This window comes from Gracilibacillus halotolerans (genome assembly GCF_014206945.1).
GTDB classification, from domain to species: Bacteria; Bacillota; Bacilli; order Bacillales; family Amphibacillaceae; genus Gracilibacillus; species Gracilibacillus halotolerans.
Genome location: NZ_JACHON010000015.1, coordinates 18,367 through 41,327 on the forward strand (window position 1 = coordinate 18,367; position 22,961 = coordinate 41,327).

The 22,961-nt window shown below is 36.0% G+C and carries 16 protein-coding genes, 1 pseudogene and 1 other annotated feature; of the genes and pseudogenes, 13 read left to right on the forward strand and 4 right to left on the reverse strand.

Annotated elements, in window-relative coordinates:
• The first annotated feature begins 58 nt into the window (after positions 1-58).
• Positions 59-397, forward strand: coding sequence for a bacillithiol system redox-active protein YtxJ (ytxJ, locus tag GGQ92_RS12250; RefSeq protein WP_221437308.1), 339 nt, complete (start codon positions 59-61; stop codon positions 395-397).
• A gap of 63 nt (positions 398-460) precedes the next feature.
• Here ytxJ and pilM read toward each other — a convergent pair whose 3' ends face one another.
• Positions 461-2,590: a pilus assembly protein PilM gene (gene pilM / locus GGQ92_RS12255; RefSeq protein WP_184249269.1), complete on the reverse strand. Its 2,130-nt coding sequence runs from the start codon at positions 2,588-2,590 to the stop codon at positions 461-463.
• 157 nt (positions 2,591-2,747) lie between these two features.
• Between pilM and GGQ92_RS12260 the strand changes: the two genes are divergently transcribed.
• The 9 genes from GGQ92_RS12260 (at position 2,748) to GGQ92_RS12300 (ending at position 13,620) form a co-directional block, all read left to right on the forward strand.
• Positions 2,748-3,809, forward strand: a complete 1,062-nt coding sequence (locus GGQ92_RS12260) for a bifunctional 3-deoxy-7-phosphoheptulonate synthase/chorismate mutase (protein ID WP_184249272.1) — start codon at positions 2,748-2,750, stop codon at positions 3,807-3,809.
• 398 nt (positions 3,810-4,207) lie between these two features.
• Complete coding sequence (ccpA, locus tag GGQ92_RS12265; RefSeq protein ID WP_184249275.1) at positions 4,208-5,203, forward strand: catabolite control protein A; 996 nt, start codon at positions 4,208-4,210, stop codon at positions 5,201-5,203.
• 192 nt (positions 5,204-5,395) lie between these two features.
• Positions 5,396-6,226 carry a flagellar motor protein MotP gene (motP, locus tag GGQ92_RS12270; protein ID WP_184249278.1) on the forward strand — a complete coding sequence of 277 codons (831 nt, stop codon included), beginning with the start codon at positions 5,396-5,398 and terminating at the stop codon, positions 6,224-6,226.
• On the forward strand, positions 6,216-7,013 hold the full coding sequence (gene motS, locus GGQ92_RS12275) for a flagellar motor protein MotS (protein ID WP_184249281.1): 798 nt from the start codon (positions 6,216-6,218) through the stop codon (positions 7,011-7,013). Before motP ends, motS begins: the two co-directional genes overlap by 11 nt.
• 133 nt (positions 7,014-7,146) lie before the next feature.
• Positions 7,147-8,073, forward strand: coding sequence for an AraC family transcriptional regulator (locus GGQ92_RS12280; protein WP_246384422.1), 927 nt, complete (start codon positions 7,147-7,149; stop codon positions 8,071-8,073).
• Positions 8,074-8,181: 108 nt separating this feature from the next.
• A complete protein-coding gene (gene melA / locus GGQ92_RS12285; protein ID WP_184249284.1) occupies positions 8,182-9,684 on the forward strand; it encodes an alpha-glucosidase/alpha-galactosidase in 1,503 nt (500 codons plus the stop codon).
• 366 nt (positions 9,685-10,050) lie between these two features.
• Positions 10,051-11,661 carry an extracellular solute-binding protein gene (locus tag GGQ92_RS12290; protein WP_184249287.1) on the forward strand — a complete coding sequence of 537 codons (1,611 nt, stop codon included), beginning with the start codon at positions 10,051-10,053 and terminating at the stop codon, positions 11,659-11,661.
• A 66-nt stretch (positions 11,662-11,727) separates the two neighbouring features.
• Positions 11,728-12,678 (forward strand): ABC transporter permease, encoded by a 951-nt coding sequence (locus GGQ92_RS12295; protein WP_221437309.1) that lies wholly within the window; start codon positions 11,728-11,730, stop codon positions 12,676-12,678.
• A gap of 27 nt (positions 12,679-12,705) precedes the next feature.
• Positions 12,706-13,620, forward strand: coding sequence for a carbohydrate ABC transporter permease (locus GGQ92_RS12300; protein ID WP_184249289.1), 915 nt, complete (start codon positions 12,706-12,708; stop codon positions 13,618-13,620).
• A gap of 35 nt (positions 13,621-13,655) precedes the next feature.
• Here GGQ92_RS12300 and GGQ92_RS12305 read toward each other — a convergent pair whose 3' ends face one another.
• The gene (locus GGQ92_RS12305) at positions 13,656-14,279 is read right to left on the reverse strand and encodes a YesL family protein (RefSeq protein ID WP_184249291.1); all 624 of its coding nucleotides are present in this window, start codon (positions 14,277-14,279) and stop codon (positions 13,656-13,658) included.
• A 184-nt stretch (positions 14,280-14,463) separates the two neighbouring features.
• Positions 14,464-17,394 carry a transglycosylase domain-containing protein gene (locus GGQ92_RS12310; RefSeq protein ID WP_184249294.1) on the reverse strand — a complete coding sequence of 977 codons (2,931 nt, stop codon included), beginning with the start codon at positions 17,392-17,394 and terminating at the stop codon, positions 14,464-14,466.
• Between the two features lie 141 nt (positions 17,395-17,535).
• Positions 17,536-17,749: a binding site (T-box leader), on the forward strand.
• Positions 17,750-17,797: 48 nt separating this feature from the next.
• On the opposite strand from GGQ92_RS12310, the gene tyrS reads away from it, so the two are divergent.
• Positions 17,798-19,069 (forward strand): tyrosine--tRNA ligase, encoded by a 1,272-nt coding sequence (gene tyrS, locus GGQ92_RS12315; protein WP_184249297.1) that lies wholly within the window; start codon positions 17,798-17,800, stop codon positions 19,067-19,069.
• A 462-nt stretch (positions 19,070-19,531) separates the two neighbouring features.
• On the opposite strand, the pseudogene tnpA reads toward tyrS, so the two are convergent.
• A pseudogene (gene tnpA / locus GGQ92_RS12320) lies at positions 19,532-19,852 on the reverse strand (IS200/IS605 family transposase); the annotation flags it as partial.
• Positions 19,853-20,330: 478 nt separating this feature from the next.
• Here tnpA and GGQ92_RS12325 point away from each other — a divergent pair.
• Both GGQ92_RS12325 and abnA read left to right on the forward strand, forming a co-directional pair.
• Complete coding sequence (locus GGQ92_RS12325) at positions 20,331-21,749, forward strand: VWA domain-containing protein (RefSeq protein ID WP_184249300.1); 1,419 nt, start codon at positions 20,331-20,333, stop codon at positions 21,747-21,749.
• Positions 21,750-21,972: 223 nt separating this feature from the next.
• A complete protein-coding gene (gene abnA, locus GGQ92_RS12330) occupies positions 21,973-22,923 on the forward strand; it encodes an arabinan endo-1,5-alpha-L-arabinosidase AbnA (RefSeq protein ID WP_184249303.1) in 951 nt (316 codons plus the stop codon).
• The last annotated feature ends 38 nt before the right edge of the window (positions 22,924-22,961 follow it).

The following is a 22,961-nucleotide window of genomic DNA, read 5'->3' on the forward strand; positions in this document are numbered from 1 at the left end:
TAGCTCCTTTCTGTTTTATAGACTACGTATTATAAACTTATAAAAAAGGGAGAATGGTATGAAAATTAATGATGTGTATACAAAAGAAGAATTTAATGAAATGACGGAAGTTCAAAATAAATACTTTTTATTAAAGCATAGCCTTACATGTCCAATTAGCGCGAATGCAAACGAAGTATATGAAAGATTTCAATCTGAAGCTAATTATCCACTCTATCGTTTATACGTTCAGAAATCACAAGAATTATCAAAACACATTGAAGAAGAACAAAGCGTTAAACATGAATCTCCGCAACTCCTTGTTTTTGAAAATGGAAGAGCGGTGGCTAACGTTAGTCATTATGATATTACGGAGAGGTTCTTACAGCAGCATAACCGATTCCGTGCACCTGAATAGGAATTTAATAAAAACCGAGCTATTCGTTTTATGGAGAGAATAGCTCGGTTTTTGAATGTGGATTTAATTCATTACAATTTCTATATGATCATTCGATTGTAGTTCATCAAAAAACGATGCAGGTTGTCCATTTTTCTTCAATTCGACTTTACTAGTAATATTGTTTAAGTCTAATGAGATAAAACGAAATATATCTTGGAAAATAAACGGTTCGTTTTTACGTTTTTGCATTTGTAATTTATCTCCATCATGAATACGATCTGAGAAATTTAATTTTTCACCATTTCTAGTTATCGTTACAAGCTCTTTTGTTAGCGTTAAAGGTTGATTATTGTAACGAATGAATAGTTCCTTCTTTAAAGGAATTTGTAGTTTTAATAATACCTCTTCGAGTTTTGGCTTTTCCTCACTTGTAGTTTCTAACTGATCCATATCTCGTAAAATATCCGTACTTTTAGCCACTCTACCATTCTTATATAAGCTCCGACCATATTCAGAAAGAACAAGTTGTTCATCATCGATCCATATTGTAAATGGCTGTTCTAGTTCGTAAGACAGACCGTTCAATTTTAAGAAATCTTGTAGTGTTAGTTGTTCTTGAAATTCAATGTTATCTCCATCTTGAAGGACATAGTTCATTTGCTTAGTAGATTGATTTACTTTTAATAAAGGTTGTATAGGATAAGCTTTACCATTTAAATAAATGATAGCTTGTTTCAATTCTCCGATTAATTCCTCACAAGTAATAGATGGTTCTCGTCCGTCTTTTCCTTGCTCGACGATTATTGTGTCGCCACTTTTAATGATTTGATCTAAACTAGCTTCTTCTCCATTAAGCATTAGAACAGGTGGAGTTCCGAATGAACCTGGTAGCGTAACGGACTTCCCATTGTAGGTTATAAAATAGGCAGCTCCTGGGCGTCCATAATATTTCTTAATATCGATGCCAGCTGCAATTAAGCCATCTGCAATAGTAAGATTTTTCATTTCAAATAAACGGACAGGTCTGTTATTTACATGAATACTTACATAATGAATTGGGTTTTGACGAGCAGTCATCCCAATTCCAATCGGTGTAATAAACTCTGGCCCAAGTGGAACCATGTCTTTGTTTGCTAACTGTGGAATAGCGTCGACACCTCTAATTGCTACACGGTTAGCTGGTAGGTTAAGTTTCACTGCTACTCTTTTTGCAAGCTCTGGAGTTTGACTACCACCACCTACTAGCATGACAGCTTGTGGCGACTTACCATTTAGTTCCAGAATCTCATTTGCAATAGAGGATGCTAGTGAATCAATGGCTGGCAGAATTCCCTCTACTAATTCTTCATACGTGATTTCTTGCTCGAATCCAAGTATATCTTCCACAGTAGCTTTCTTGTGGTTTGTAATATCCCTTTTTACTGTTTCTGCTTTATTAAAATCTAGAATATATTGATCGCTTATTGCTTCTGTTATCTCGTCTCCTGCTTTAGAGACCATTCCGTATGCCGTAATCGTTCCTTCCGATGTTAAGGCAATATCACTCGTCCCAGCCCCTATGTCGACTAGTGCGACATTTAAGCGGCGCATGGAAGGTGGGATTAGTACATGAATCGTTGCAATAGGTTCTAAGGTTAATGCTTCCAGACTTAAACCCGCTCGTTCTAGTGCAGATATGAGCGACTCTACAACTACTTTTGGTAGAAATGTAGCAATAATCTCGACTTCTGCAGTTTCGCCGCGTTGTTCGATTAAGGACCCAATTTCTTCGCCATCGAGTCGGTAATATAGAACGGAATAGCCAACACAGTAATAATCTACAGTCTTTTTGTTGAGCTCTTCTAGTGCCAATTCTTTTTGAACTTTTTGTACAGCTTCTAATTCGAGAAAAGAAATATCCTCTTCCGTTAATACTGGCTGTAAGCTTATATCTTTGGTAGCACAAATTCTTTTTGTCTTAAGAGCACGCCCAGCTGCTGCAACACACACTTTATCAAGAGAACAATTATTATTTTGCTCCAGGGTTAACTTTACACTCTGTATGATATCACTTACAGCAACGATATTATGAATCTGCCCATCTAGCATGGAGCGCTCCGTATGTTCTTTCACACAGAAGTCCAAAACTTGATAGTCTGAACCGATTTTTTCCATCAATAGTCCTACAACGGATCGAGTCCCGATGTCTAGTGCAAATACTTTATCTGACATACTATTTACCCCTCTGTATATTACTAATATTTTATAAAATTCAAAAAAGTTCGACTAATGGGTGACAATTGTCAAAATATTAGCTATAATAATCCTAATTAATTTTATATAGAAAGTATATCATGTTTTTTCAAAACAGGAGTAGGGGGATTTGGGAATGAGTAATGAGCAATTAGATCAGTTGCGCGAACAACTTGATGAGATAAACGTAGAAATTCTCGAATTAATTAATAAACGTGGAGAATTAGTTCAGCAAACAGGCCAAGTAAAAGAGAAGCAAGGTGCTAATCGTCAGTATGATCCTGTCCGTGAACGGGACATGTTAAATAACATATTGAAGCACAATGACGGTCCCTTTGAAGATTCTACTGTCATTCATCTTTTTAAAGAAATTTTTAAAGCTGGATTAGAACTTCAAGAAGATGACCATAGCAAAGCATTATTAGTTTCTCGTAAGAAAAAGCCAGAAGATACTGTTATTAATATTAATGGTGACACATTTGGAGATGGTAAAAATCACTTTATCTTCGGTCCATGTGCAGTGGAAAGTTACGAGCAAGTAGCAGAAGTAGCAAAAGCTATTAAAAAAGAAGGCTTGAAATTAATCAGGGGTGGAGCGTTTAAACCAAGAACTTCCCCTTACGATTTCCAAGGTTTAGGTTTCGAAGGTTTAGAAATTCTAAAACAAATCGCAGACGACTATGATTTAGCTGTAGTAAGTGAAATCGTGAACCCTGCACATATTGAAAAAGCAGTTGAATACATTGATGTTATTCAAATTGGTGCACGTAATATGCAAAACTTTGAACTTCTGAAAGCAGCTGGTGAAACAAATAAACCAGTATTACTAAAACGTGGTATGTCAGCAACTATCTCAGATTTTATCAATGCAGCGGAATACATTAACTCTAAAGGTAATGGACAAATCATACTTTGTGAGCGCGGTATCCGTACGTATGAGAAAGCAACGAGAAATACGCTTGATATTACTGCAGTACCAATCCTAAAACAAGAAACACATTTACCAGTTATGGTTGACGTAACACATTCAACAGGTAGAAGAGATTTACTATTGCCAGCAGCTAAAGCAGCAATTGCAATTGGAGCTGATGGTGTAATGGCTGAGGTTCACCCAGATCCAGCTGTAGCACTTTCAGATGCACAACAACAGATGGATATACCGACATTCCATAACTTCATGAAAGAATTAAGTAAATAAAAGCAACAAACCTCTTGCCTAATAATGGTGAGAGGTTTTAATTTTGTTAAAATTGGTAATAATTATATATACGGCAATTATGAAAATAATGTGAACTTTTTTCATGAATGTAGTTTATTGTTGTAAATTGTCTCAACAAACCTGCTATAATAGGTGTAATAGGCGATAGGAAATGTTTTCATCTGAATAGAATTACAATCAAGACTAAAAGGACTATATCTGACAGAATAAAAGCGTTTATTAGATATGAAGCATAAAGGGTAGTCTGATGTTATTCCTAGAGAAAGAACTATCCCCCTGCGCCTTCGGGTTAGCACAAGCAGTTTTCTTTATGAAAACCATATTTTGTCATCCAACAGATAACATACAAGGGAAAAAGTATTTTGGAGGTAAGGAAAATGACAGTAACAATTTATGATGTTGCAAGAGAAGCGAATGTATCGATGGCAACAGTATCACGTGTAGTGAACGGAAATCCTAACGTAAAACCAGCAACTAGAAAAAAGGTATTAAATACAATTGAACGACTCGGCTATCGACCAAATGCCGTAGCACGTGGATTGGCGAGTAAACGTACAACAACAGTCGGTGTAATCATTCCAGACATTTCAAGTATTTTCTTTTCTGAGCTTGCTCGTGGAATAGATGATATTGCAACAATGTACAAATACAATATTATTTTGAGTAACTCTGATCAGAATAAAGAAAAAGAATTACGCCTGATTAATAACATGTTTGAAAAACAAGTTGACGGTCTAATCTACATGGGTGCTGGGATCACAGAGGAGCATGTTCAGCAATTTAAAACGTCATCTGTACCAGTTGCATTAGCTGCAACAATCGATCCAACAGATGCCATTCCATCTGTAAATATTGATTATGAAAAAGCAGCTTATGAAGCTACTACACTTTTAATCGAAAATGGGACAAACCATCCTATTTATGTTTCTGAAGAAGGAGATTCACCTGTTAACAGCAAAAAATTGGACGGCTTTAAACAAGCAGTTGTAGATGCTAACCAGGAGTTAAATGAGGACTATATTATTCACACCAAGTTAAACTATAAGTCCGGTGAAGAAGCTGCTAAGAAAATTGTAGAAATGGGTAATTATCCAAAAGCCATTTTTGCAGCAAGTGATGAATTAGCGTTAGGAATCATTCATGGATTACAAGATCATGGAGTTGATGTGCCAAACGATGTGGAAGTTGTTGGTTTTGATAATACGAGACTTGCGACAATGGTTCGTCCTACGCTTACAACAGTTGTTCAACCTATGTATGACATCGGTGCGGTTGCGATGCGTCTACTTACAAAATTTATGAACAAGGAAACAGTAGATGATCAAAATGTAATTTTGCCACATCAAATTATGAGAAGAAACTCAACAAAATGAAATTAATACCGATATAAAAACTAGGATGATAAAGTGTCCTAGTTTTTATTTTGGATATATGTATAATTACTTATGGTTGGATATTAGAATATCGACATAATTAGAGCTCTTTAATGAGAAATGTAAATTATCAACCATAAGTCCTTAATCTTAATCATTTTAAGAAGTAACTTTCGGGGAGAGAAAATAAAGATGAGTAAAAGAGATATTTTAACTCCAATTGGATTAACAGTTGGTTTCATTGTCATAATGCTAGCAATTATTTCAGCTGGAGGAGTTACTGGATTTAGTGCATTTTTAAGTGTAAGTTCAATTTTAATTGTTGTAGGGGGACTCGTTACAGCTTTACTTGTTAATTTTAATAAAAAGCAACTTAAGAATGCTAAAAATGTATTAGCAGAAGCATTTAAAAAAGACGAAAGTGACGTTACGGAACTAATTGCATTATTTGAGAGACTTTCTGAACGATCAAGAAGAGAAGGATTACTAGCTTTAGAAAATGAATTAGAAGAAGTAGAAGATCCTTACATAAAGAAGGGAATTCTTTTAGCAATAGATGGAATTGAACCAGAAATTATAAATGACATTATGAATGCAGAAATTGATGCGATGGAAGAGAGACACACCCGTGGAAGACTAATCATCGAAAAAGCGGGAGAATACGCTCCTGCGTGGGGGATGCTCGGTACTTTAGTAGGTCTCATCTTAATGCTTCAAAACCTTGATGACCCTACTACTTTAGGTCCTAGTATGGCAGTAGCTTTATTAACAACATTTTATGGTTCGTTACTTGCAAACTTAGTCTTTTTACCAATGGCAGGGAAGTTAGAATCAAGAACGGATGAAGAAATATTCCACAAACAAGTAATTATCGAAGGGGTACTTGGCGTTCAATCTGGACAAAACCCTCGTATTCTAAAAGAAAAATTAACGGCCTTTTTATCTAATACAGAGCTTAATAAAAAGTCTGAAAAGGAAGAAGCGGAAGAAGGAATAGCGGAGGAGACTTTGAATGAAGCGTAATAGTAGAATCAGTAGAGCCAAAAAAGTGAAAAAGGGTGCACCAGCTTGGATGGTAACCTATTCAGATATGGTTACTCTTATCCTTGTATTCTTTGTTCTACTATTTTCTATGTCGCAGATTGATGCGGAGAAATTCCGTGCTATTTCTGAAAGCTTTAGAAGTCAGCGAATATTTGATGCTTTACCAGCTATTATTCATGAAAATACGGCAAAAGAAGCACCTAAGGAATATAGTGAAACGAACCAGGATGAAACTTTCCCGAAAGATGATGAAATAGTAATGGAAGATAATGAAGAGGATGCAAGAGATCAGATCGAGCAAAACGACTCATTAGATGAACTGCTTCGTGAAATTCGTGCTTATTTACAAGAAAATAATTTAGAACACGTAATCTCAGCTAATAGAACAATAGAAGGTGTCGTGCTAGTTTTACAAGAAAGAGTGTTATTTGAAACAGGTGAAGCGGAAATAATTGACACTGCAGAACCATTTCTTGATAAAGTAGGAGAACTACTTACAAGCATTCCTAATGAAGTTAGAGTAGAAGGTCATACAGACAATAGACCAATTTCTAACTATCGGTTCCCTTCTAACTGGGAATTATCTGCGGCTAGGGCTAGTAGTGTAATTCGCTATCTTCTGGATGAAGGAGATTTTGTAGAATCACGATTTATAGCGGCAGGATTTGGAGATACTAGACCGACAGCACCGAATGACTCTGCCTCCAACTGGAGTAAAAATAGACGTGTGGAAATGGTAATCCTAGAAGAAAAAGATACAGACTAAATAAATCTTAGTGAGTGCTTTTGTATCAAGCATTCGCTAGGATTTTTTTGTGGTTTCGATAGGTAGAGGAAACAAGGAACATGCAAAGTTTTCTTTGTAAATTGTAATTATTCGTTTTATTATATGAGAAGAAATGAATGAAGGAATGGAGGGGAATGTCATTCAGCTATCAGCTAAATTGGCTCAAATTAACGAGATTAAAGATTGTCATCCAAAAGTTACAGCGTATTACTTCAAAGAATGGAATGGTTTTGAAATGGATTTTCACACACATAGAGCAATCGAAATCATGTATGTGATCTCAGGTGAATGTCTAGTTGAAATAGATTCCGTTCCATTACTTATGAAAAAAAATCAATTTGTATTAATTGAAAGTAGAGTACCCCATCGCCTTATTGTCGAAAAAGGTAAACCATGTAGAATGTTGAATATCGAATTTGCATTAGAAGATGCGAAGAGAGAGTTCCCAACTCTGCATCAATTAATGAATGAGAGTTTCGAATTGAAGGAATTTACAGAAGAAGGCAAGCCTTATTATTACTTGAAAGATACAAATGGTGTATTACATACCTTAAAAAACTTAGTATTTGAGCTGGACATGCGAAGAAGTGCGAATAATAACAATTTCTTAATGGTACAGCTCCTAATTACGCAATTATTACTTTTAATAGCTAGAAATATAATAGAAGAAAAAAATAAATCAATAGATGAGAAAGATATCTATGTTAAACAAATAATTAAATACCTACATGAAAACTACGATTATGATATAAAGATGGAACAAATATCTGAAGAAATGCATCTTCATGCTAATTATTTACATCGTATTTTTAAAGATTCTATGAATTGTACGATTATGAGTTATTTAAATGATATACGAATAGAGAAAGCAAGATTACTCCTATCTCAAACAGATATACCGATTACAGAGATTGCTGGTTTTATCGGTATGAATAGTAGCCAATATTTTAGTAAGGTGTTTAAACAACAAACAGGCCTTACCCCTACAGGTTATAGGAAAAAGCATCATAATACTTCCCGAATAATTGAACCTTATTGAAAAGAGATAAGTTAGAATAGTTAACAAAAACTCATCCATTTGATGAGTTTTTTTAAAGCGCTTCCTATTATGCGGTGCTAATATAAATGCATACAAAGGAGGATGATGATGTCATTTAAAGTTACATTTATAGGAGCAGGTAGTATCGGTTTTACGAGAGGGTTGTTGCGTGATTTATTGTCAGTCCCTGAATTCAACCAAATAGAAGTATCATTTACTGATATTAATCAAGAAAATCTAGAAATGGTGACAGAGCTATGCCAGAGGGATATTGAGAGTAATGGATTATCCATTAACATTACTTCTACTGTCGATCGTAGAGAAGCATTAAAAGGAGCGCGATACATTTTTAATGTTGTACGAATCGGAGGATTAGACGCATTTGAGAAAGATATAGAAATTCCTCTTAAATATGGGGTTGACCAGTGTGTCGGGGATACATTAAGCGCAGGTGGTATCATGTATGGTCAGCGAGGCATCGCAGCAATGTTAGAAATTTGTAAAGATATTCGTGACGTTGCAGAGCCTGATTGCCTATTGTTGAATTATGCAAACCCGATGGCAATGCTTACGTGGGCTTGTAATAAGTACGGTGGGGTAAGAACAATCGGATTATGTCATGGGGTACAGGGTGGGCATCAGCAAATCGCGGATGTTCTTGGTAAAGATAAAGCAGAAATCGATATAATTTGTGCGGGGATTAATCATCAAACATGGTACATCAAAGTGGACTACAAAGGTGAAGACATGACAGGTCAGCTACTCTCTGCGTTTGAAAACCATCCTGAATATAGTAAAACAGAAAAAGTACGCATTGATATGCTACGAAGATTTGGTTATTACAGTACAGAATCTAATGGACACCTTAGTGAATATGTACCTTGGTATAGGAAACGTCCAGAAGAGATTATGGAATGGATTGATTTAGGTTCATGGATAAATGGCGAGACAGGTGGATATCTTCGAGTTTGTACAGAAGGACGTAACTGGTTTAAAACAGACTTTCCTAACTGGTTGAATGATCCTCCATTTGAATATAAACAGGAGAATAGAAGTGAGGAGCATGGATCGTATATTGTCGAAGGCTTAGAAACCGGACGCGTTTATCGAGGTCATTTTAACGTGGTTAATAATGGAGTCATCTCAAATCTACCAGATGATGCGATTATAGAAGCACCTGGATATGTAGATCGAACAGGAATTAATATGCCTTTAGTTGGCGAACTACCACTCGGTTGTGCAGCTGTATGTAATGTTAGTATCTCTGTTCAACGATTAGCTGTAGAAGCTGCGGTACATGGAGATGATCAGCTGCTACGTCAAGCGATGATGATGGATTCTCTAGTTGGTGCCGTTTGTAATCCGAAGGAAATCTGGCAAATGACAGATGAATTGTTAGTCGAGTTAGAAGAATGGTTACCGCAATATAAAACAGCCATTGCGGAAGCGAAAAAGCGGTTGGCATCAGATGATTTGATACCAACAAAAAATTATCGCGGAGCAGCACGTCTAAAAACAAAAACAGTAGATGAAATGGCTAAAGACAGAGAAGAAGCAAATAAAAATGCAGGGGAAGCAGATAAAGCTAAGGAAAGACCTGCGATGAAATAATGGTTTGTTAGTAGTAATGCACATAATAACGTTACCTACAGATTTAATTACATTACCCACAAAGGCTGTCTACTTAAATTGGTGTCTTTGTGGTGTAATTGTATACTTGGATGTGACTTTTAATCATTGATTAGAGTTCAATAAAAAACTTTAAGTACCAAAAATAAGATATGTAAAATAATAATAGTGAATTCACTTGTAAAATATAACATGACATACTGTAATCATGTTTTACTTCAAAAGTATTTATTTAACACTTAATTATGTAAGCGTTATCAAAAGTTATTGAAAATAGTCGGAAGTATTTATTTTAGGTAAGAACAGTTGAGTACGCTTTATAAATTACTTTGAATGGAGGAGAAAATTATGGTTAAAAGTATAAGATTTTTCATTGTAAGTTGTTTCTTTTTAATATTGGTAGCTTGTAGCAACGATAACGAGGCAAGTAACGAACCAACTGAAACAGAAGATGGAAGAGTAGTGCTGACTGGACTTATCACAAAACATCCATTAACAAAGGAACTTGAGAACATGGAATGGTTAGCAGAGGTGGAGGAAAAAGCAGGGGTTCAGATAAAATGGGAGGAAGTTTCTGCAGATTGGGATCAGAAGAAGGGTGCGATGTTAGCAAGTGGGGAAATCCCAGATATTATCATTGGTCCAAATGCTATTACAGATGCTGACTTTGCTCAATTTCCGGGGTTATTTGAAAATTTACAACCTCTAATAGAGGAACATGGTCCTAATATTCAAGCGATGTTTGACGAACAGCCGATAACGAAAGACTTATCAACCCAAACAAATGGTGAAATTTATGGACTATCGAAATATCAACAATTCTGGCCAGAAACAGCAACGATGCAATTTATAAATAAGCAATGGTTAGACAACTTAGGATTAGACGTGCCAAAAAATTGGGATGAATTGTTTGATGTACTAATGGCATTTAAGGAAGAAGATGCTAATGGCAACGGAGACCCGAATGATGAGATTCCAATGGACTTTGCCCCAATAGGAGAAGGTGGATTTGGTTATTTCCATCCAACAGTGTTATTAGGAAGTACTGGCATGACGATTACTGGTGGAGGTGGACAAGGTTATATATTGGAGGATGGACAGGTGAAAAACTTCTTTGTAGACGAGCGGTATAAAGAGTTTGTGTCATTTTTACACAAGTTATATGCAAATGGCTTAATCAATGAGGAAGCATTTACGCAAGATTACTCTCAATATCAAGCTCTAGCACGAGGTGAAGGAGATACAGCGAAAATTGGCTTTACATTCGGTTGGGAAAGTACGGATCGATTCGGTTTGAATGTATCCGATCAGTATGTAACCTTCGATCCAATGAAGGTGTCTGCTGATAGTGATAGTGATGTATCCTGGTCTTATGATTACAATGAATTAAATTACGGTGTCAATTTTATTCAAATGTCCTCACAGACTGGGAATAAGGAAGCTGCGATGAAGTTTATAAATGAATTGTATGATCCAGAGGTAAGTTTGCAAATTTTGTTTGGTTCCATTGGTCCAAACATAGAAAAAACAGGTGATCAATCGTATAAGATACTTCCGCCACAAGACGAAGAAATGGATCCAGGTACGTGGAAATGGACGTCAACATGGGCGGACAATGGTCCAATGTTTATATCAGATGAATTAGAGGTTGAATTGCCTGTAGACATGCAAGCAGTTGACGAACAACAAGAACCTTTTAATAAGGCCTTTGAAAACCTAGATAGAGAGAATGATGTTTTTCCGGGAATGTTGTTAAAGTATTCTCAGGAAGATCATAATGCAATGACGCTTGTTAATACTGATTTTATGAATATAGCGATTTCAAAATTCGGTGAATGGATTACAACTGGTGGTATTGAAGAACAGTGGGAAGGATACAAACAGCAGGTAGAACAAATGGGCTTACAATCCAATATAGATATTATTCAAAAATACTATGATGAATACAAAGGACAGTAAACATTAAAATGATTAGAGAGATATCACAACCTCTTGATATCTCTCTAAAAAAAGGGGAATCATTTTATGGCCACAGTACAGGACACAAAGGTTAAAGTGGAGCCTAAAGTGAAAAAACAAACCGTTTTTAATACGCTAGCAAGGGATTATCAATTATGGATAATGATTCTACCTGCAATCATCTGTGTCATCATATTTAACTATGTTCCTATGTATGGGATTCAACTTGCATTTCGAGAATATGATTTTACAGCGGGTTTGACAGGTGGAGATTTTGTTGGTTTAAAATACTTCGAGCAATTTATGAATAGTCACCTGTTTTGGGATCTTATTCGAAACACTTTACTTATTAGTATCACTACGATTGTGGTGGGGTTTCCTGCTCCGATTGCACTAGCATTACTAGTTAATCAAATTAAGTGGAAGCGTGGAAAAAGAATCTTACAAACTACCGTGTATTTACCACATTTTATCTCTATCGTCGTGCTAGTAGGATTATTAAATGTTATGTTGTCACCAAATACTGGCATACTCGGTCTGTTGTTAGCCAAGCTTGGGGTAGAAGGGAACTTATTAGCTTCCGTTAATGCATTTGTTCCCATCTATGTTTTGTCAGATGTATGGCAGCATGTAGGGTGGAATAGTATTATCTATCTAGCAGCTTTAGCAGCAGTAGATCCGCAACTATACGATGCTGCTAAAATTGATGGAGCTAATAAATGGCAAATCATTAGAAACGTTGAGATACCAGCGATTATCCCAACCATTATTATATTGCTAATCTTAAATATGGGGTCAATTATTAGTACAGGGTTTGAAAAGATTTTTTTAATGCAAAACTCTCTTAATTTGCCGATTTCTGAAGTAATTGAAACCTATGTTTATAAAACAGGTATTGTATCCAATCAATTCAGCTATGCTGCGGCTATTGGTCTATTTAATACGATGATAAATTTTACGATGCTTGTCATTGTTAATACGATAGCAAAGAAGGTTTCGCGAATTAGTCTTTGGTAAGACAAACTAAATGAAGGAGGAAAAGTGATGCCTTCTATCTCACTAAATAGAATTAAAAGTAAAAAACCATTAGACTTAGCATTTGATTTAGCTGTAATTTTAATATGTGTGATTATGTTTTTTGTCGTAGCTTATCCGATATATTTTATAATTATTGCATCGATCAGTGATCCAACATTTGTATCGACAGGGAAAGTATTATTTACACCGAAAGGTTTTAGTTTATTTGGTTATGAACAAATATTTGCGGACTCTAGGGTATGGATAGGTTACCGAAATACATTATTTTACTCCTTTTTCGGTACATTTATAAATTTGTTATTAACGTTACCAGCCGCATATGTGTTGTCACGTACAGAATTCAGAGCACGAAGATTTTTAATGTTTTTCTTTATATTTACGATGTTTTTTAATGGCGGGCTAATCCCAACATATATGTTAATGAGAGATTTAAGCTTATTGGATACTCCATGGGTTTTTATTTTCAATCCCCTAACTGTAAACGTATTTAACCTCATTATTACACGTACATTTTTTGAAAATAATATTCCCCATGAAATGTATGAAGCGGCAGTTATGGACGGTTGTTCACATTTTAAATTTTTCTCAACGATTGTATTACCGTTATCAAAAGCCGTAACTGCTGTTATTGGTTTATACTATTTAGTATGGCATTGGAACGACTTTTTTACGGGGTTAATTTATATCCGAAACTATGACTTGCAGCCATTACAAATTGTATTGAGGGATATTCTCTTATCGAATCAAGTATTTTCAGAAGGAGCAGGAAGTGGAGGTACGGGAGGAGGCTATGCACAACGATATGCGGATCAAGTGAAGTATGGAGTAATTATCGTTTCCTCATTACCTGTATTAATTCTATATCCTTTTATACAGAAGTATTTTGAAAAAGGTGTGTTGATTGGTTCAGTGAAAGGATGAAAAATACAAGTTATAAAAGAAGAGAGCTATATTTTTTAGCTCTCTTCTTTCATTTCTCGAGGTATAGCAAAAGAGGGATAAGCTGTTTTCATAATAATATAGGCTAATAAACTAACACCAATAGCTGGGATTAAACCAGGTACTAAATAATATAGATAAAATAATACAGCGATAATTGCTAGTAACGCTAAAGCTTGAAGCGGCTTACCGATTACCATAATTGCAGAGTACTTAATATAACCTAGAATGGAAAAATTATAATGGACATAGATAGGAACTATAAAAACCGAGATAAGAGCAAGAATAGCTAGTAGTATGTAAGTCATTATCGTTAAACTAGAGTGGAGCAAAGAAGAATCCATAATATCTAAAACTTGTAGGTTAACGATTAAAAGAATCGCTAAACTTAACATAAGATAACCTAGCAAATTTGATTTTAAAAATTCTTGTTTATAATAGTGGAGAAAACTACGAAATAATCGAACGTCATCCTCAGATTTTATGTCTTGACGTATTGTTGCAAACAATGCGGTTGTTGCTGGAAATAAGCCTAGAACAAAAAGACCGACTAGTGAAAAAATAAACCAATAGATGTTAAGTAATAAGATTTTAAATAACCATTCTCCGACAGTAATATAAACAGAAATACTTTTATTCATATATGAGCCTCCGAATGTCAGATTATATGTTAAAGATACACAATATTCCTTACAAGGTAAACTTAACTTTCTATTTACCTAAAAAAAGGATAGGAATTCAAAAACTAAGATAGATGATTAACCGTTTATAAAAGTAAATCAAAAAGTTAGAGCGGTTGCTCTAACTTTTTTGATTTGCTACTAGCTATTCTTCATTTTCAGGTTTGGGTGTATTATTAGATGTTTCTTCTCGTTCAGGTTTTGGTTTTTCTTCTTTTTTGTCAGGTTTCTTTTCCTGCTTTTTGTTATCGTCTGTTTTTTCGTCTTCCTTTGATTCGGAAAAATCACCGACGGTTATTTTATTACTTGGACTAGATTCTCTACCAAAATAATCAACAGCTTTTACATGATAAACAGCATTACCACTCGGAACCGTATAGCTTGTCTCAGTAGTCGAGCCAATCCTTTGGAAGTTGTCTGAATCAGGATTACTGGCTCGGTATATCCGGTAACCCACCACATCGTTGCTTCCAGAAGCTTTCCAAGTTAGCTTCTGGTTGCTATTTTTTAATGATGTAGGTACACCAGGTGCTTTTCCGTCATCTTTCAATGTTTCAGCATCTGGAATCGTAATTTTACCCCAACCTCCAGAGTCAGAAGGTATTAATTGCTCTAACTTAGGGAATTTATCATAACCTGTTTCTTTCAACCATGCAGGATTTAGACTCCATCCATCCCCTTCTGTGAATTCAGCAGGCGTTTTTTCACCAGCTATCATAGGTTTACCATTTACGCTCGTATAAGCTTCACGTATCAAACTATTATCTTTCTTTGTTGGTACGAATTTAGCGTTATAGATGTCTGATTGTATTAGACCAGCATCACTACATAGCTCAGATGGGAGCATGCCGGATACTGCACAATAGCTTCTTGACACAATACCATCTGGTCGTGGTAATTTTTCTGATGGTGCCATTAATTCTGGACGTATTTCAGTTGCTGCGTTCACAAGCTGCGCCCAATAGGTAGTGTTTCTTTGATTGTAGCCAGTGTCTAGTTTCTGGTTATAGTCATACCCAATCCATGTTCCAATCGACACATTCGGATTAATCGCCATAAATAACGCATCTTGTGGTCCATTAGATGTACCAGTTTTTCCAGCCCAATCCACGTTTTTGTTCCGCAATTGAGCTCTAGCGTTTGTTCCTGTTCCTTTTGTAAGGACATCGCGCATCATATCATACATAAGATAACTTGTTTGAGGGCTGAAAACTTCTACAGGCTCACTCTCATGCTCGTAAATCACTTCTCCATCATTTGTTTCAATTCTTTCAATCATATATCCATCGATAAATTTCCCTTGATTTGCGAAGGTTCCATAAGCATTGACTGTCTCTTCCACGGTTACCCCACTACGTGTTGAACCTAGTGGTAAAGATAGAATGGCATAATCATTGTGATCACGTTCACGTGACAATTCTTCGAAACCCATTTTTTCTAAGTATCTTTCTACAGGATTTTCAGGCAAAATTTTTTCGTATACGGTTAGTGCGGATACGTTATGAGATCTGTAAAACGCTTCTCTTGCAGAAACTAATCCATAATACCTGTTAGAAAAGTTTTTAGGCGCTCTTCCCTTATACGCTGCGAAATGTTTTTCTACATCTGCAATAACGGAGCCTGGTTGATAATAACCTAACTCCATAGCGGGAGCATATGCAGCTAGTGGTTTCATCGTACTACCATTTGGTCCGCGAACCTTTGTTGCATAGTTTTTCTGTGAAATTTCGTAATCACGTCCACCTACAAAAGCAATTATTCTTCCAGTACTATTTTCTATTAGTTCAGCACCAACTTGTACTGGTTGATGGCCTAACGGTTCCTCTTCACCTGTTTCTTCATTCGTCACCATTATTTGTTTGCCCGAATTTATATTGATAGCTAACTTATCTCGACCAAAATTGGTATATTCTCTTGTGACTTTTTGAAAGGCATCATAAATTTCTTTATCTATCGTAGAATGAATGCGATACCCATTACTACTTAATGCTCTTTCTGCTAAAATTTTATATTCTTCATGTAAGATTTCACTATTGTCTAATTCTTCCTTCGAATATCCATCTTGTTCGGCAAGCACAACAGATAGGATATCAATTGTACGGTCCGTTAATTCTTCAATTAAGTACGGGTATTGCTGTCGAATTGATTCCTTCGGTTCGATAAAATCTTGAGTTATATCGTATGCAATAGCCTCTTCATATTCTTCATCTGTAATATAATTCTCTCGATGCATTCGTTCTAAAACAGTTTTCATTCTCTCGAGACCTGGTTGTAATCCTTCTTCTTCCTTCAATCCTCCACCATTTACGAACGGAGTATAATAAGAAGGACTTTGGGGTAAACCAGCAATAAAAGCAGCTTGAGGCAATGTTAATTCTTCTGCATTTTTACCGAAAATACCTTTTGCCGCTGTTTGAACTCCAGCAATGTTTTGCCCAGAAGAGTTTCTACCAAAAGGAACAATATTTAAATAAGCTTCTAAAATAGCGTCTTTTTCAAAGAAGCGTTCCAGACGCATTGCCAATAAGATTTCTTTTGCTTTACGTTCAAAAGATACTTCATTTGTTAGGATCTGATTTTTTATAATTTGTTGTGTAAGTGTACTTCCACCAGTTTTCGTATCAGCATTTGTTACTTCTTGAAAGACAGCTCTTAAAATTGCCTTAGGAATAATGCCATTATGTGTTCGGAAGTATTCATCTTCAGTTGCAATGACAGCATTTTTTACATAGTCACTAACTTTATCTAGTGTAACTTCTTCACGGTGTAAATCAGTACTTACATCTGATAGAAAAATATTATCCGAGAAATATAGTTCTGAGGTTTCTTCATAATTATAGACTGCCTTAGACATATCTTCTTCTGTCATTACTTTTTCATCTGCCACTAATGATGCGAAATAACCCGCACCTAGACCAAAGGCAAAGAACGCACCGATAATACCGATCATTATAAAGACAAGTAGTATATTCCAAATAATATGATAGCTAATACGTGAGGTTCTCTTTAAGTTGGTTTGAGTTAAAAAACTCTTTATTTTAGTCCACCATCTTAAAATGGTTTCTTTTGGATCCATTCATTACCCCTCCTAGTTTTCTGTAGTATATTATATCACAGCGGTCAATACCGTGATATTACATTTATGATGCAACTATTTATCAAACTTTATTGCTTTTTCGATACACATATGTTAAAAATAAATATACATTACTATAAGACTAAAACAGTGACGGATAAAAGTAGTGAGGAATTTCCTGTTTAAGAGAGCGAGCGGTAGGTGAAAGCTCGTACATAGTTCCCTCATGAATTACGAATCCTGAGTATCTTCATGAAAATGAAGACGGTGCAGCGGCTTGCATCGTTATTTCCTTGAGTGATGGACATTTATTGTCTATAACGAGGGTGGTACCGCGAGTTATCTCGTCCCTTTCTGAGGGAGGGGATTTTTTTGTTTCCAAAAAAGAGTAGGAGGAAAGATTATGCACATTTTAGATGATTTAGAGCAACGTGGTTTAATTCAGCAAACAACAGACAATGAAGGATTGCGAAAACATTTAGAAGAGAATACGGTTACTCTATATTGTGGTTTTGATCCCACGGCAGATAGCCTTCATATTGGTCATTTACTACCTATCTTAATGTTAAAAAGATTTCAGAAGGCTGGTCACCGTCCAATTGCACTTGTAGGTGGCGGAACAGGAATGATTGGAGATCCGAGTGGTAGATCTACCGAAAGATCGTTTAACACGGAGGAAATTGTGAAAGGCTATGCGGAACAAATCCAAGAGCAAATTTCTCAACTTTTAGAAGTGAATCAAGGGGAAAATAGTGTAGTTACAAGAAATAATTACGAATGGTTATCGGAAATTTCTATTATCGAATTCTTACGTGACTATGGAAAACACTTCAGTGTCAATTACATGCTAGCTAAGGACTCTGTTGAATCTAGATTGGAGAACGGAATTTCTTTTACTGAATTTAGTTATATGATATTACAATCGGCAGACTTCTTAAACCTCTATGAGAAAGAGAATTGTACACTGCAAATTGGTGGTAGTGATCAATGGGGAAATATTACTGCAGGATTAGAACTTATTCGACGAACGAAAAGTAATGATGAGGAAGAAGCAAAAGCATATGGAATAACGGTGCCGTTAATCACGAAGAGTGACGGTACAAAATTTGGGAAAACTGCTGGTGGTGCTATTTGGTTAGATCCTAAGAAAACTACACCGTATGAGTTTTACCAGTTTTGGATTAATACTGATGATAGAGACGTAATTAAATTTATAAAGTACTTCACATTTTTAAGTGTGGAGGAAATTGAGGAATTAGAAAAACAATTACAAGAAGCACCGGAAAAAAGAGTTCCTCATAAACGACTAGCTGAAGAAATGACGAAGATGGTTCACGGATCAGATGCTCTACAGCAAGCGGAGCGTATTACAGAAGCGTTATTTAGTGGAAATATTGCAACATTAAATGCTGTTGAAATAGAGCAAGGATTCAAAGACGTACCATCTTATACGTCTAAAGAAAGAAATGTTGGGCTGGTTGATTTATTAGTAGAAGCGAAAATTTCATCTTCCAAACGTCAAGCGCGAGAAGATATTAAAAATGGTGCTGTTTATATAAACGGTGACCGAAGAGACGATATAAATTATTCATTATCAGATGAGGATCGAATAGAGAATACATTCACGATTATCCGCAGAGGAAAGAAAAGATACTTTCTTATCCGCTATGAATAAAATAGAGAACGTAGAAAGTGAGTATTCCGAGAAGAAATACTCATTTTCTATATTGAAAAAAATTACTGAGAAGAGATAGAGACTGGGACAGAAGTAATTTTCATAATACAAAATCCGAATGTTATACTAACGCCAAGTCAAAATACTTCGCTTTCCGCAGGCAACGCCTCAACTAATTACAAAAGTTATATAATAACTTTAGTTTGTGAAGTTCGGCGAATAACGCAACGTCCTGTTGCGACGCCGAACTGAATTACATCCTGTAATCCCTCGGCTGTTGCTTTTCCTGCAGGAGTCTTGTATTTTGACTTGGCTATTTATATTCCCATGATTTGGTTGGATTTTTGTGCTCGACCTCTTTGTCTGCGGATGAAAGCCTCTTTTACCGGTCTCGGCCTGAAAGGCCTATCGAATGGTTCTCCCTCTTGCACCACATTCACTCACTGATTCTAAAAGAATCCCTTATTGTTTATTGTATTTTTGTCCTGTAAACGGATCAAACTCTTCGAATATTGTTAATTGGTCCGTCATGTAATCTTCTTTTAGCTGATTCCTAATATATTCTTGTATTTTCTTCCTATTTCTACCCACCGTATCTACGTAGAAACCACGGCACCAAAACTTGCGATTTCCGTATTTATATTTTAGATTCGCGTGACGATTAAATATCATCAAACTACTTTTCCCTTTTAAATATCTCATAAATTGAAATACGCTGAATTTCGGTGGGATACTAACTAACATGCGTAAATGATTCCTACATGCGTTTGCCTCATATATAGTGCTTTGCGTCCGCATAAATCGAGAGGCGGAGAAATAACTAAATCTTACAATATTAAAGGCGAACAATTAAAAAATGAAATATAAATTACACAGCAAAAACACGTAGACTCCTGCAGGAAAGCAACAGCGGAAAATCCATTTCAAAAGTTCAATTGAACTTTTGAAATTAGTTGAGGCGTTGCCTGCGGAAAGCGAAGTGTTTTAGCGAAGTAATGATAAAAAGCATACAAACAGAATTGATTCTAACGAATCGTTCGGTTTGTAGTATGATTAAATAATTCTGTCCCAGCTCCATTCATTAATAATTAATCCAAAAGTATTATTTGTTACTAATGGCTTATTTATTATCTAATCGGGAACCTTTTGATGTTATAGTCGTACCAATAAACGAGGGATATGTGAGTTAAAGGACTATTTAAATACTATTAAAAATCCCTTCATTGAGAGTACATATAATAGAAAGAGAGGAGATCGGTGAATGAAACGAAAATGGCTTTTGATATTCACTGTTTTATGTGTAGCGATAATGGGTTGTTCGAAATCTGATAATACCGAAGCAAAAGTGGAAGCAAATGATGAAGAAACGGAAGAGGCTAAAAAAGAAGAGGATGATACAAACATATTCTTAGAGAAATTAAGCGAGATAGATTTATCAACTGATTTGGAAGTGATAAAGCAACAGCAAGGGGGAGTATTGACGGAAAACTTGGCATTTGAAGAAGAGCAACAAGGTAACAGTTCGATTGAGGAACAAGCTTTAAAGGAAGAGTTAGCAAATTTATTAGAAGTGACACAAGAACCTGAGGAAATAGAAAAAGGAATTGCTCTATTACTAGCTAGCCCTAATTATAAAGAACGTATAGAGATTGTTGAAAATTATACTCCGGATTATGACGAACCGTTATTGCCGGACCCTGTCAAACAGACAACGGAAGGAACTACCGAGAAAAGAGTGCCACCGGAGAATGCAATTATTTTATTAGATGCAAGTTCTAGTATGCTATTACCAACTAAGGATAATAACATTCGAATGGATGTAGCCAAGAAAGCTGTTTCTAAATTTGCACAGACTGTCGGGAGTCAGAGCGATGTATCTTTAGTTGTTTACGGTCATAAGGGTTCCGAATCCGATTCGGATAAAGAATTGTCTTGTACGAGTATCGAAGAAATTTATTCATTAGGTGAGTATGAGAAGGAACCGTTTGATCAAGCACTGTCTTCATTTGAGAGTAGAGGCTGGACACCACTTGCAGGAGCTATTATGAAAGCAGAAGAGATGACAAGAGAACTTGAGGGTAGTACGACTATTTATATTGTGAGTGATGGGGTGGAAACATGTGATGGCGATCCCATAGAGGCTGCAAAAACGTTCGCGAATCGTGCAGATTCTAATCATGTTCATATTATTGGTTTTCAAGTAGATCAAGAAGCAGAAATGCAGCTTCAAGAAGTTGCAAACGCTGGTAATGGCGATTATTATTACGCAGAGAATGCAGAAGATATTCATCAAACAATTGAAGAAAAATGGTTACTGCCATCAAGAATAGATGTTGTATGGGCACATCGTATGGCACCTGATCCTTGGGAACAGTTAGCCGAAATGAATCATGTAGAAGGGTTAGCGGATGATGTTCGAACTATCATCAAACAAGAGAACGAACGATATAAGCAAGCATTACAAATTCTCCAAGACGAAGAATTACTAGAAGAAGAGACCTATCGTGAATTAAAAGATTCGATTGAGGAACGACGATACAGCATCACTCAGAATCTACGTGACTTAGAATCTACTAAAAAGACTGAAATGAAGGATTTAGCTTCTGATATACGAGCCGAGATAGACGAATGGGTTGAGAAAATGAGTCAAATGAAAGAAGAACAAGGTGATATTTGGTAAATAACAAGTACACTAACTGTTTTATTATAGTAAAAATTTATCGTAGGTATATGGAAGTGTTTCCGATTTGAAAATCTAGGAATGTCGAATAAATACCGCTTTTGTACCTTTTTATCTACAAGTTAGGCGCTTACAATAAAGTCAGTAAGACAAAATATGAGTGAGTTGGAAGGGTGATTCCTTATAAACTCTTCTTCTCGCCAAATGGAAAGGAAGACCTAACATGTACAAGAAGATAAAAATCGTACTCTTAGCTGTTGCAATGTACCTCATTCTTTCGACTACTGTTTCTGCAGATTTTAAGGAGCTAACTGGTGAATTAAGGCTTCATGATCCTACTATTATACAAGAAGGTAATACTTGGTGGGCTTTTGGAACAGGAGAAGAGAATGGAATAAAAGTAGTTACTTCTACAGATGGGCATTATTGGAGTCAGACACCTTCCTTATTTCCTCAAGCACTTCCTTGGTGGTCAGATCATGTCCCAAACTTTGAGAGCCATCAATGGGCGCCAGATGTACAATATTACAACGGACGGTATTGGGTTTCATATTCTGTATCCTCCTTTGGATCTAACAATTCATTAATAGGTTTAACATCAACGGAAAGTATTGCTTCAGGAAATTGGAGAGATGATGGTCTAGTTATTAAGTCTACGACTGCGGATAATTTTAATGCGATCGATAGTGATATTGTAATTGACGAAAATGGAGAACCATGGATGTCATTTGGCTCTTTTTGGAGCGGGATTAAGCTAACAAAGCTAGACCCACATACAATGAAACCGATAGGACCACTTTATTCAATAGCTACTAGACCGAATCACCCTGAGCACGCGGTAGAAGCACCAAATATCACATATAGAGACGGCTATTATTATTTATTCGTTTCATTTGATCGTTGTTGCCGTGGTTTGGATAGTACGTATAAAATTGCATATGGAAGATCAGAAAATATTACTGGTCCCTATTTTGATAAGAATGGTGTCGATATGATGCACGGTGGAGGTACTATTTTAGATGCTGGTAATGAGCGATGGGTCGGACCAGGTCATCAGGATGTGTATGATAACCGAATTATTATTCGACATGCATACGATGCAGAAAATAATGGTGAACATCGGATGCTTATAAATGATTTATATTGGGATGGGAATGGTTGGCCGACCTATTAGAAAAATTCAACTTTCTATACTATTCAGCCAATTATTCA